The sequence below is a fragment of the Kitasatospora sp. NPDC096204 genome, assembly GCF_044763205.1.
Classification (GTDB): Bacteria; Actinomycetota; Actinomycetes; order Streptomycetales; family Streptomycetaceae; genus Kitasatospora.
Genome location: NZ_JBIWFT010000030.1, coordinates 59,029 through 71,347 on the forward strand (window position 1 = coordinate 59,029; position 12,319 = coordinate 71,347).

Sequence of the window (12,319 nt, forward strand, 5' to 3'; positions counted from 1 at the left end):
GGATTTCCATCGATCCGGCCGGGGGTGGGGACGCACCCCCGCATCCCCACCCCCGGGCCCGTGGCCACGGGCCCGGGGCCCCGCTGCCCGCCGAGGCCGAACTGCCCGCTCCGTCAGGCGGCCTGCTCCGCCCCCTCCTCGACGACCCGGCCGTCCCGGACCTCGATCACCCGGTCGGCGAGCCCCATCAGCGTCGGGTCGTGGGTGGCGACCAGCACCGTGACGCCCTCGCTGCGCACCACCGCGCGCAGCAGCTCCATGATCGCGCGACCGGTCTCCGAGTCCAGCTGCCCGGTCGGCTCGTCGGCGATGATCAGGCTGGGCTCGTTGGCCAGCGCGCGGGCGATGGCGACGCGCTGCTGCTGGCCGCCGGAGAGTTCGCCGGGGCGCTGGTTGGCGTGGTCGGCCAGGCCGACCAGGGCGAGCAGGGTGTGCGCGCGCTCCTCGCGCTCGGCGGCGGGGGTCTTGCGCAGCCGCATGGGCACGCCGACGTTCTCGGCGGCGGTGAGCATCGGTATCAGCCCGAAGGACTGGAAGACGAAGCCGATCCGCTCCCGCCGCAGGGCGAGCCGGCCGTCCTCGTCCAGCCCGGCGAGGTCGACGCCGTCCAGCGCGATGCTGCCGCCGGTCGGTGTGTCCAGGCCGCCGACCAGGTTGAGCAGGGTGGTCTTGCCGGAGCCCGACCGGCCCTTGAGCGCGGTGAGTTCGCCGCGGCCGACGGTGAACGAGACGCCCCGCAGGGCGTGCACGGCCCGCTCGCCGGTGCCGAAGCTCCGGCGGAGGTCGGTCACGGCCACCATCGGCTGGGTGGCGGTGTCGGCGGTGGCGGCCTGATGGTGCGTCATGCGGCGTCCCCCTGTGGGCGTGGCGGCCCGGTCGCGTTCGGGTCCCGTCCGGTTCTACGGATATGGCTGTTCCGGCGTTCACGTTCCGGGCGGCAAATCCGGGAAACCGGTGTCCCGGGCTGAAGGAGCGCGCCGAGGCCGGATTTGTGAAGTGTGCATGGCATTCAACCGGGGGCGTCCCCGGCCGGGATGCTACCAATGAACGGAATTTGCTCACTTCAAACTTGATTCGCGCAAGTCCCTTCCGTTCCTGGATCGAATCTGACAGCATCGTCCGCTATCCGGCGACCATTGCCGGTGGTCAATGCGCCGGTGTGCTCGTGAAGTGTCCATCTGTGGCCGATTTGTACTCGGACCGGATCGATGGGCGGAGCCCGGAGGTGCAACCGGGGATGTGAATCCGGGGGAGGAACTTGATGCTCGGCTTCGTCGTGCGCCGACTGCGCGGGCGACTGCCGTTGGCTGCCGCCGTCCTGCTGGCGGTGCTGATCACCACGTCCGTGCTGACCGCCTTGGTGGCCTTCAACAGCAGCGTCGGTGAGGCAGGCCTGCGGCAGGCGCTCCAGGGGCCGGGTCACGCCCGGACGACGGTGGCGGTCACCGGTGAGCACGGCCTGGACCAGCGGCAGAAGGACGAGGCGGCGCTCGCCGCCTACCGGCAGAAGCTCTTCGGTGACCTGCCCGTGCACACCGACAGCGTGACGCGCAGCCGGTCCTACAGCCTGCCGGGCTCCGGCTCCGCGGCGAACGGCACCGTGGCGAACGGCACCGCCGCGAACGGCGCCGCAGCGTCCGGCAACCCGGCGAGCGGCACCGCGTCCGGGAGCCCCGCGTCCGGAGCCCAGCTCGACCTCACGGTCCTCGCCGACCTCGACCGCGGCCGGGTCCAACTGCTGGCCGGCGCCTGGCCGGGCGCCGCCACCGGCCCGGTCCGGTCCGCCGCGCCGGAGGTCGCCGTCCCGCAGAGCCTGCTGCACCGGTTCGGCCTGGCCGAGCAGGCCCTGCCCGCCGAGGTCCGGATCGTCGACCGGGCCGACAGCACGCCGCTGACCGTCCGGGTCGCCGGCGTCTACCGGGCCACCGACCCGACCGCCCCGTACTGGCGGATCGACCCGGTCGGCGGCCACGAGATCGAGGTCGGCGGCTTCACCACCTACGGCCCGATGATGGTCGACCAGAGCGTCTTCACCACGGCCGGCCTGGTCCAGAGCGGCCGCAGCTGGTCGCTGGACGCCGACTTCTCCGGCATCGACCGGGCCGCCGCGCAGGCCCTCGGCGACCGCGCCCAGAGCCTCGGCGGGGAGCTGCGGACCACCGCCTCCCTCGGCGCGAAGACCGAACTTCCCGACATCATGCACGAGTTGTCCGACAGCATGGTGGTCGCCCGGTCCACCCTGCTGATCGGCGCCCTCCAGCTGGCGGTGCTCGCCGCGGCGGCGCTGCTGCTGGTCGTCCACCTGATCTCCGCGCGGCAGGAGTCCGAGAACGAGGTGCTCGCCGCGCGCGGCGCCTCGGCCCTCAGGCTCGGCTCCTTCACCGCCCTGGAGTCGCTGCTGCTGGCCCTGCCCGCGGCCGCGTTCGCGCCGCTGCTGACCCCGGTGCTGGTCCGCGCGCTGGGCGGCCTCGGCAGCTCCCACAAGGTCGCCCTGGACACCGGCATCACCTGGTCGCTCTGGCCGGTGGCCGCGGCCTGCGCGTTCGCCTGCATCCTGCTGGCCACCGTGCCCAGTGTGGTGCGCGGCGTCGGCGCCGCCCTGCGCCGCCGGGCCGGCCGCCGCCAGGCCGTGGTCTCCGGCGTCGCCCGCAACGGCGGCGACCTCGCCGTGCTGGCCCTGGCCGTGCTCGCCTACCAGCAGCTCGACCAGTACGGAGGCGGGCTGTCCGCCGACTCCAGCGGCCGGCTCGACGTGGACCTGCTGCTGGTCGCCACCCCGACGCTCGCCCTGTGCGCCGGCACCCTCGTGGTGCTGCGGCTGCTCCCGTTCGTCGCCCGGTTGGGCGCCCGCGCGGCGGCCCGGGGCAAGGGCCTCGGCCCCGCCATGGTCGGCTGGCAGCTGGCCCGCCGGCCCGGCCGCGCCACCGGCCCCGTACTGCTGCTCGTGATGGCCGTGGCCACCGGCGTCCTGGCGCTCGGTCAGCACGCCACCTGGACCGCCTCCCAGCGCGACCAGGCCGTTTTCGCCACGTCGGGCGGCCTGCGCATCTCCGGCTCGCACAACGCCCAGATGGGCCAGGGCGGCCGCTACGGCAGCCTGCCCGGCGGCGACCGGCTGGTCCCGGTGGTGCGCGACGAGCAGCCGATGCAGGGCGGCGCCGGCGAGCTGCTGGCCGTGGACTCCGCCGCCTTCGCCGCACGCGTCCCGCTCCGCTCCGACCTGCTCGACGGCCACAGCGGCGCGGAGGTCTTCGGCACGCTCGCCACTCCCGGCCCCGCCCCCGCCGTCCCGCTGCCCGGCCACCCCCTGCGGATCGACGCCGACATCGCGGTGAACCAGCAGGACCTGGGGTCCACCTGGTCCGGCAGCCCGGTCCACCCCGAGGTCCGGCTGCTGCTGCGCGACCGTTTCGGCCTGGTCCACAAGGTCCCCTTCGGCGAGCTCCCGCTGAACGGCCAGGTCCGCGCCTCGATCCCGCTCGGCGCGCTGGTCGACGCCCCGGTGGGCTCGGTCGCCGCCCCGCTGACCGTGGTCGGTGCGACCGTCGGCTTCGGCGACCGCAGCACGGGTGAGGTCACCGTTCGGAACCTGGCCGTCTCGGAGACGGCCGACGGACCTTCGACCGCCGTCCCGGTGCCGGCCGGTACCGGGTGGCACCTCAAGCCCCCGGCGCCCCGCCCCGGCGTCAACAGCTCCCCGAAGGCCGAGCTCGCCTCCGAAGCGGCCACCGCCGACAGCCTGTTCACGGTCCGCTACCAGTCCGGCCGCGGCATCGGCGACTCCGTGCGCGCCGTGCTGAGCCCGGCCGGGGCCGCCCTGCCCGCCGCCCTCAACGGCGTCGCCACCCGCGACTACCTGAAGACCCTCGGGGCCTCGGTCGGCGACACCGTCCAGGTCCCGTTCAGCGGGGTCGTCCTCCCGGTCAAGGTGACCGGCGCCGTCGAGGCCGTGCCGGTGGCCGGCCGCCGGGCGCTGGTGCTGGACCTCGACTCGGTCGCCCGGACGCTGTCCGCCCAGGACCGCAACCTGCCGACCCGCACCGAGTGGTGGCTGCCCGCCGCCGGGCCGGGCGACCGCGCCCCGGCCGAGGCCGCCGCCGCCCTGCGCGGCGCCCCCGGCAGCCAGGACCTCGCGCTCTACGACGAGGTCTCCGAGAACCTCCTCGGCGACCCGGTCGGCGCCGCGCCGCAGAGCGCGCTGATGGCCATCGCGATCGCCACCGCCGTGCTCGCCGCGATCGGCTTCGCCGCCGCCGTGGCCGGCTCCGCCCACGAGCGCTCCCGCGACTCCGCGCTGCTGCTCGCCCTGGGGGCCCCGCGCAAGCAGGTGGCCCGCACCGCCGCCATCGAGAACGCGGTGCTGGTCGGCCTCGGCAGCATCGTCGGACTCGCCCTGGGCACCCTGCTCGTCCGGCTGATCGTCCCCTTCGTGGTGCTGACCCCGGCCGCCCGCCGCCCGGTGCCCGAGGCCGTGGTCGAGCTGCCGTACGGTCAGGCGCTGCTGTTCGCGGCCGCGATCGCCGTCGTCCCGCTGCTGTCGGCCTTCCTGATCGGGCGCCGGCGTCGAGACGTGGCCGCCCGGCTGCGCCACGTGGAGGAGATGTGACCGCCAAGGCCGGCACCACCGTGCCCACCCCCGCGCCGGCGCCGGCGCCCGCCCCCGCGCCCGCGCGGGCTCCCCGGCCCGCGCCCTGGGTCCGTACCCGGTTGCGCGCGATGCCGCTGGCCGCGCTGCTCACCGCGGCCCTCGCCCTCGTCACCGTCTTCCTGGCGGCCGCGTTCCCGCGCCTCGCGGACCGGGGCGCGGACACCGCGCTCCAGCAGTTCACCCGCAGCCTGGGTGCCAACGTGACCAACCTGGAGGTCACCTCGGGGACGGCCCCCGGCGACACCGCCACCGAGCTGGAGACCCTGCAGCAGAAGCTCGACGCCCAGATCGGACAGCGGTTGCCGCTGAGCCCGGTCGGCCGGGTCTTCGGCACCCGGGTGAAGAACGATCGCTCGATCTTCAACCCCGGGTACACCCGGTTCTCCCCGAACGCCAACCCGATGCTCGGCCTGTTCTACCTGCACGGCCTCGCCGACCGGGTGACCCTGACCGCGGGCACCTGGCCGGGCCCCGCCCCGGCCGACGGCCCGCTGCCGATCGTGCTGAGCCAGCAGGCCGCCGAGGCCATCGGCATCAAGATCGGCGACGTCATCGAGAGCGGCACCGACGGACCCGTCCCGCTGCGCAGCACCGTGACCGGCCTCTACCGGGTCAACGACCCCCAGGACCCGTTCTGGGAGGGGCTCGGCTGTCCGGCCAGGGCCTGCCTGAGCCTCAAGGGCGACGAGGCGTGGTACTCGACCAGCGGCTTCGTCGACGGCGCCAGCCTGACCGCGCTGAGCCGCTGGGGTTCGGTCGGCCAGAACTTCTGGCGGCTGCCCGTCGACGCCGGCTCGCTGCGCGCCGACCAGATCGACCGGACCCGTCAGGCCATCGGCTCGTACACGGCCGGCCCCGGCATGACCAGCCTGATCGACACCACCCTCCGGGCCGACCTGCACGCCACCTCGCTGATGCCGGACGTGCTCTCCCGGGCCGCCGACCGCTACCAGGCCGCGGCCCCGCTGGGCGCCATCGGACCGGCCGGCGTCGCCGGCGTCGCGGTCGTGGTGCTCTGTCTGGCCGCCGCGCTCAGCACCGACCGGCGCACCGCCGAGATCCGGCTGCTCCAGGCCCGTGGCGGCTCGCGCAGCGGAGTGCTGCTGCGGCTGCTCGGCGAGGGCGCGGTGACCGTCCTGCCCGCCGCCGTGCTCGGGACGGTCCTCGCGCTGGTGCTGCTGCCGACCCCGCGGTGGGTCGACCCGGTGCTGGTGGCGCTCGCCGTGACCCTGCTCGCGATCCTGGCCTTCCCGGCCCGGGCCGCGCTGCTCTGGCGCCGCCCGCGGGCGGGCGGCGGCCGGCGCCGGGCGGTCGGCGAGCTCGCCGTGCTCGCCGTCACCGCCGCGGCCGTGGCCGAGGTCCGCCGTCGCGGTGTCGGCCACCCGGGCGGCGGCGTGGACCCGCTGCTGGTGGCCGCCCCGCTGCTGCTCGCCGTCTCCGGCGGCCTGCTGCTGGCCCGGATCGAGCCGGTCGTGGTCGGCTGGCTGGCCGCACTCGCCGCCCGCGGCCGCGGACTGGTCGGATTCCTCGGCCTGGTCCGGGCCGCCCGCGACGACTCGGGCCGGCGCAGGCCCTCCGTACTGCCCCTGCTCGCCCTGCTGATCGCCGTCACCGCCACCGGGTTCGGCGCCACCGTGCTCGACACGGTGGACCACTCCCGGACGCGTGCCGGGCGGATCGCCACCGGCGGCGACGTGTCCGTCGGCGTCCCGATCTACGCCAACCTGCCGGAGGCCTTCACCAAGGAGGCCGGCGAACTGCCCGGCGTCCGCGCCGCCACCGGCGCCTGGATCGAGGAGCGGGCCACCTTCATCGGCGGCGACCGGGACACCACCGACGCCATCCTGGTGGTGGTCGAGCCCGGCGCCTACGCGGAGATCTCCCGCACCGTCGGCGTCGGCGGGTACGACCCGGCCAAGCTGGCCGCCGCCCCGGGCGGCAAGGACACCCCGGTCCCCGCGCTGTTCAGCCAGGACCTGGCCAAACGCCTGACCGGGGGCGCGCCGCAGGTGCGCACGCCCAGCGGCAGCCAGATGACCACCAGCGTCGCCGGGATCGTCACCGCCACCCCCGCCCTGCCGGACCCCGGCAAGCCCTTCGTCGTGGTGCCGGCCGGCCCCGCCACCGAGCACCTGCCGGAGCTCAAGCGGGCGACCAGGGTGAACAAGTGGTTCGCCGTCGGCGACGTCGACCCGGACCGGGTGCGCGCCCTGCTGCGGGAGCGCGGCATCGGCAGCAGCACCCAGGTGTCGGGCATCGCCAAGCTGATCAACGACGAGGCCACGGCGGCGGGAAGGACCAGCTCCGGCCTGCCCCCCGGCTACGTGGTGCACAGCAGCCGGGAGAAGACCGCCGAGCTGGCCGACGACCCGGTGCAGCTCGCCGCCGGACGGCTGTTCTGGTACGCGGGCCTCGCCGCCGCCGGGTTCGCCCTGCTGGCCGTGCTGCTGACGCTGCTGCGGGCCGCACCGGACCGTACGGCGGTGCTCGCCCGGCTGCGCACCATGGGCCTGCGACCCCGGCAGGGCCTGGCGCTGATCATCGCCGAGGCGCTGCCGCAGACCCTGGCGGCGGCCGTCGGCGGCGGCCTGATCGCCGTCGCGGCGGTCGCCCTGCTCGGGGGCGCCTTCGACCTCTCGGCGCTGGTCGGCGCCCCGGTCGCCGAGACCCTGGCCCCGGCGCTGCTGCCGGTGCTGCTGCCCACCGCCGGCCTGACCCTGGTGGTCTGCCTCGGGGTGGTGCTGGAGACGCTGGTCGCCGGCCGGCGCCAGATCGCCTCCGAACTGCGGGCGGGGGAGCGGCAGTGAGACCGGGAACGGCGGCACCGGCCGCCCGAGCAGTGGAGAGCGGTGCGATGAAGCGGACAGTCGAGACAGGAGACGAGCGGTGATGAGCACTCCCCAGGAGCGGACGGTCGCCGAGGCCCCCAGCCTCCAGGAGCTCCAGCAGCGGGCCCTGGCCGCCGCCGCGCCCAAGGCGCACGGCGAGGGCGCGGCCATCGTCTGCGACCGGCTGGTGCGGATCTTCAGCGCGGAGGGGGTCGAGGTCCAGGCGCTCCAGGGCCTGGAACTGACCATCCGGCAGGGCGACCTGGTCGCCCTGGTCGGTGCCTCGGGCAGCGGCAAGTCCACCCTGCTGACCATCCTCGCCGGGTTGGACGTGCCGACCGCGGGCACCGCCACGGTGGCCGGCTGCGACCTGCTGGAGATGTCGGTCAAGGAGCGGCTGCGCTACCGGCGCGAGGTGGTCGGCTTCATCTGGCAGCAGACCGCGCGCAACCTGCTGCCCTTCCTCACCGCCGCCGAGAACATCGCCCTGCCGATGCAGCTGCGCGGCCGCCGCTCGGGCGCCGGCGGGGCCAGGCAGCAGGCGGCCCGGGTCGCGGAGCTGCTGGAGGCACTGGAGATCGGGGACCTCGCCCACCGCAGGCCCAACGAACTCTCCGGCGGCCAGCAGCAGCGGGTCGCGATCGCGGTGGCGATGGCCAACAACCCGCCGGTGCTGCTCGCCGACGAGCCCACCGGCGAGCTGGACTCGGAGACCGCGGGGGTGATCTTCGAGTCCTTCCGCACCGTCAACCGGGAGCTCGGCGCCACCGTCGTGATCGTCACCCACGACCCGATGGTCGCGGGCGAGGTCCGCCGCACGGTCGCGATCCGGGACGGGCGGACCGCCAGCGAGGTGCTGCGCCGCACGGTGACGGACGAGCACGGCGAGGAGTCGGTGAACGAGCGCGAGTACGTGATGCTGGACCGCAGCGGCCGGGTGCAGCTGCCGGTCAAGTTCCTGGAGTCGCTCGGCATGGAGCACCGGGTGGCCGTGGACCTCGCGGCCGACCACATCGAGGTCCGGCCGGACGACCTCGCCGGGCACTGACCCGCGCCGCGTGGTGCCCGGGGACGGGCGTCCGGGAGGCGCGCTGCCCGGGAGTCGGGGCGTCCGCGAGGCGGGGCGTCCGGGGGGGCGCGCTGCCCGGGAGTCGGGGCGTCCGGGAGGCGGTGGCCGCCGCCTCCCGGGGTGGTCAGCCGTCGCCGCCCATCCGCTGGAACAGACCGCTGCCCTCGGCGTCCGTACGGAGGTCGGGCGGCGCCTCCAGCGCGGCGCGCTCGCCGCGGGAGGTGGCGGTGCAGAGCGCGAAGACGATCAGGGCACTGGCCGCCACGGCGAGGATGCCCAGTGCGGTCAGGACGCGGAGCCAGGTCAAGGAGTGCCTCCCGGGGGACGGTGCGGCCCACAGCGACGTGCGCGACGCCGCCGGGGAGGTATCGGCAGGTCGGGCCGCACGGTCGAGTGCCCACGGACGGTTCTTCCCGCCGGGCGGCGCACGAGAGACCGCACACGTGGGCGCTCGATGCACTCACAGGGCGCGTCACGCCATGTCGCGCGCCCCAGCGGTGGCGGCCGCCCGTCCCGTCCCGCCGTCCACCTGGGCTCGTAGGGCGCCGAGGTCCGGCTTCCCGAGGCCGTTCAACGGGATCGCGGGCAGCAGCAGGAGCGTGTCCGGGGCGCTCCGGCCGAAGCCGTGCGCCCGCCCCCACCGGTGCAGCTGTTCGGCCGTCAGCCGCGAGCCGGGCGCCAGCGCGACGGCGGCGTGCACCCGCTCCAGACGGTCCGGGTCGGTGGTCGTGAACATCACCGCCTCCCGGACCTCGGGGTGGGTGCGCAGCGGCTCCTCGATCTCGCGGGGGAAGACGTGGCGCCCCTCGACGATCGCCATCGGGTCGCGCCGCCCGCCCACCGTCAGATAGCCGGCCGCGTCCAGGCTGCCCAGGTCCCCGGTGTGCAGCCAGCCGTCCCTGAGCACCCGCTCGGTCAGCTCCGGGTCGCGCCAGTAGCCGGCCATCGCGGTCGGCGTCCGGACGCAGATCTCCCCGGTGCGGTCCGGCGGCAGCTCGACGCCGTCCTCGTCCAGGATGCGCAGCCCGGTGTCCGGGTACGGGCGGCCGGCGGTGGTCAGCAGGCGCGGTGCCAGGTGCTCGTCCGGGCTCAGCCGGGTGACCGGCCCGCACTCCGTCAGGCTGTAGGTCTGGTGCAGCACCCGGCCCAGCCGCCGGGTCGCCTCGGCCAGGCGCCGTGGCGCGGGCGCGCAGCCGGTGTAGCCGACCCGGCGCAGGCTCCCGGTGTCGGTCGTGGGCAGCAGCGGGTGGTCCAGCAGCCGGTACAGCAGGTGCGGCGGCAGGAACATCCGGGACACCCGGTGCCGCTCCACCGCGGCCAGCACGGCCCCGGCGTCGAACCCGTCCTGCATCACCACGGTGCCGCCCGAGGCCAGGGCCAGGTCCGCGGTGGTGCCGCCGCCGTGGCAGAGCGGGGTGCACAGCAGGAACACCGAGCCGGACAGCAGCCGCGGGCGCGGCGGGCGCGCGAAGCGGCGCAGCACCCCCTTCGGTCGCCCGGTGGTGCCGCCGGTGAACTTCACCGCCATCACGTCCTCGGGCCGGTAACGGGGTTCCAGCGGGGCGGGGGAGCAGGCCGCGGCGAGGCCCAGCAGGTCCGTGCCGAGCCCGAGCGGTGACGGCCCCAGGGCGAGCAGGACGGCCGAGGGCACGGCCCGCGCGATCCCGTCGGCCGCCGCCGCGCACCGGACCGGGTCGAAGACCAGCGCGGAGGTTCCGACGGACTCCGCCTGCGCGACCTGCTCCGCGACCGGCCAGTCCGGGAACGGCATCGCGACCCGGCAGCCCAGCAGGTTCGCGGCCAGTCGCACCAGCAACGCCTCCGGCCGGTTCCCGGCCAGCACCGTCACGCCGTCCCCGCGTCCGAGCCCGGCCCGCTCCAGGGCCCGGGCGGTGCGGTGCACCAGGTCCAGGCAGCGCTGCGCGCTCCACACCTCGTCCCCGTACCGGATCGCCACCCGGCCGGGATCGCCCGCGAGTCCGTCCAGCACCAGCGCGGTGTACGTCGGAGCCGCCTCGGCCATGGCCCCTCCTCCTGTGTGACGGGGCGTCAGCCTAGTGGATGGCCGGTCCCACGGATGCACTGCGGCGACCGGTGCCCCACCGGCACCGGCGGGCGCGCGCGGGCAAGGGGTGAGCGGTGTCGGAGGTTGTTGTTAGGGTCCTGGTCGGACGTGAACGGGGGCTCGGGCTGGTGGGCGGCGGGGTGGAAGTGGATGCGGTCGTGGCGCCGCGCGGCGTGGTCGATCTGCGGGGCGAGGACGGGGCGGGGTTCGTCACCGTCTACCCGGCCGGCGCCGTCGTGGTGGTGTCCGGGCTGCCCGGGGCCGGGAAGAGCACGCTGCTGCGGCGCTGGTCCGGGGCGGCGGTCCGGGCCGTGGACCCACGGACGGTGCACGAGGCCTGCGAGGCCGTGATGCCCGCCGCCCTGCCGTACGCGGTGTACCGGCCGTGGGCCCGGCTGGAGCACTTCCGGCTGCTGCGCTCCTCGGTGCGCCGCGGCGGTCCGCTGCTGGTGCACGACTGCGGCAGCCGCGCCTGGATGCGGCGCTGGCTCGCCCGGGAGGCGGGCCGACGGGGCCGCGAACTGCACCTGGTGCTGCTGGACGTCGGTGCCGCCACCGCGCTGGACGGCCAGCGGGCCCGCGGCCGGCGCGCCTCCACCCGGGTCTTCGCCCGTCACCGCCGAGGCCTGGAGGGCCTGTTGGCGGCCTTCACCCGGCACGTGCGCTCCGGCGGCCCGATGCCGACGCCCGAGGCCTCGTCCGTGCTGCTGCTGGACGCCGTCTCCCGCTCCCGCGCCGAGGCGGTGCGCTTCGGGCCCGCCGGCTGACCACCGGCCACGGGCGGGGCCGCCACGGGCGAGAACCGGCCTACCAGGGGTCCATGATCGCCGGTTGGCCCCGCGGCGGCGCCCGGCACTGCCAGACTGGAGCCGGCAGAGTTCGTCACCGAGAGAGGCCACACCCCGCATGTCCAGCAGCGCCGTTGTCGAGAATCCGTGGTTCCGCAGGTTCAACCCGTCCGACTCCGCGCCCGCCCGGATCGTGATCTTCCCACACGCGGGCGGCTCGGCCAGCTACTACCTGGAGTACGCCAACGCCCTGGCCCCGCACGCCGACGTGCTCGCGGTCCAGTACCCGGGCCGGCAGAACCGCATCGCCGAGCCGACGATCCGCTCGGTGGCCGGGCTCGCCGAGGAACTCGCCCGGGAACTGCGGGAGTGGGCGGACCGGCCGCTCGCCTTCTTCGGGCACAGCATGGGCGCGGCCGTGGCCTTCGAGACCGCCCGCTGCTTCGAGCGTGACGGCGTGAAGGGCCCCGACCGGCTGTTCGTCTCGGCCTGCCGCGCGCCCCTGCTGGCCCGGACGAGCAGGATCCACCAGCTGCCGGACGACGAACTGCTCGCCGAGATCTCCGCGCTCGGCGGCACGGACGAGCGGGTCCTCGCCATCCCCGCCCTGCGCGAGCTGATCCTGCCGAGCCTGCGGGCCGACTACACGGCGATCGAGACCTATCACAGCTCCCCGGACTCGACCGTGTCGCTGCCGATCACCGCCCTGGCCGGGGAGTCCGACCCGAACGCCGACGTCGACCAGGTCGGCCAGTGGGAGCGGCACACCACCGGCGCCTTCGACCTGCGGGTCTTCCCCGGCGGGCACTTCTACCTGGCCGACCGGACCGCGGACGTGGTGGAGGTGCTCACCGCGCACCTGCGCGGCTGAGCCGGTCCGGGCGGGCACGCCCGGGCACATCCGGGCGCGCCGGGGGCGCT

8 protein-coding genes are annotated in these 12,319 nt (G+C 75.7%); 5 read left to right on the forward strand and 3 right to left on the reverse strand.

The window, feature by feature from the left end:
* Positions 1-113 precede the first annotated feature (113 nt).
* A complete protein-coding gene (locus tag ACIQ87_RS28350) occupies positions 114-845 on the reverse strand; it encodes an ABC transporter ATP-binding protein (RefSeq protein WP_402411759.1) in 732 nt (243 codons plus the stop codon).
* A gap of 416 nt (positions 846-1,261) precedes the next feature.
* Here ACIQ87_RS28350 and ACIQ87_RS28355 point away from each other — a divergent pair, with 416 nt between their 5' ends.
* The 3 genes from ACIQ87_RS28355 to ACIQ87_RS28365 all read left to right on the forward strand — a co-directional run bounded on the left by ACIQ87_RS28355 (position 1,262) and on the right by ACIQ87_RS28365 (position 8,524).
* Positions 1,262-4,606 (forward strand): ABC transporter permease, encoded by a 3,345-nt coding sequence (locus ACIQ87_RS28355; RefSeq protein WP_402411761.1) that lies wholly within the window; start codon positions 1,262-1,264, stop codon positions 4,604-4,606.
* Positions 4,603-7,455 carry a hypothetical protein gene (locus tag ACIQ87_RS28360; protein WP_402411764.1) on the forward strand — a complete coding sequence of 951 codons (2,853 nt, stop codon included), beginning with the start codon at positions 4,603-4,605 and terminating at the stop codon, positions 7,453-7,455. The genes ACIQ87_RS28355 and ACIQ87_RS28360 overlap by 4 nt, the downstream gene beginning before the upstream one ends.
* Before the next feature lie 82 nt (positions 7,456-7,537).
* Entirely contained in the window at positions 7,538-8,524 is a 987-nt protein-coding gene (locus tag ACIQ87_RS28365) for an ABC transporter ATP-binding protein (protein ID WP_402411767.1), read from the forward strand.
* 145 nt (positions 8,525-8,669) lie between these two features.
* On the opposite strand, the gene ACIQ87_RS28370 is transcribed toward ACIQ87_RS28365, so the two are convergent.
* Both ACIQ87_RS28370 and ACIQ87_RS28375 read right to left on the reverse strand, forming a co-directional pair.
* Positions 8,670-8,852, reverse strand: coding sequence for a hypothetical protein (locus tag ACIQ87_RS28370; RefSeq protein ID WP_402411769.1), 183 nt, complete (start codon positions 8,850-8,852; stop codon positions 8,670-8,672).
* 165 nt (positions 8,853-9,017) lie between these two features.
* Complete coding sequence (locus ACIQ87_RS28375) at positions 9,018-10,568, reverse strand: AMP-binding protein (protein ID WP_402411772.1); 1,551 nt, start codon at positions 10,566-10,568, stop codon at positions 9,018-9,020.
* A 182-nt stretch (positions 10,569-10,750) separates the two neighbouring features.
* On the opposite strand from ACIQ87_RS28375, the gene ACIQ87_RS28380 reads away from it, so the two are divergent.
* Positions 10,751-11,377, forward strand: coding sequence for an AAA family ATPase (locus ACIQ87_RS28380; RefSeq protein ID WP_402411774.1), 627 nt, complete (start codon positions 10,751-10,753; stop codon positions 11,375-11,377).
* A 139-nt stretch (positions 11,378-11,516) separates the two neighbouring features.
* The gene (locus ACIQ87_RS28385; protein WP_402411777.1) at positions 11,517-12,269 is read left to right on the forward strand and encodes a thioesterase II family protein; all 753 of its coding nucleotides are present in this window, start codon (positions 11,517-11,519) and stop codon (positions 12,267-12,269) included.
* Positions 12,270-12,319: the final 50 nt, after the last annotated feature.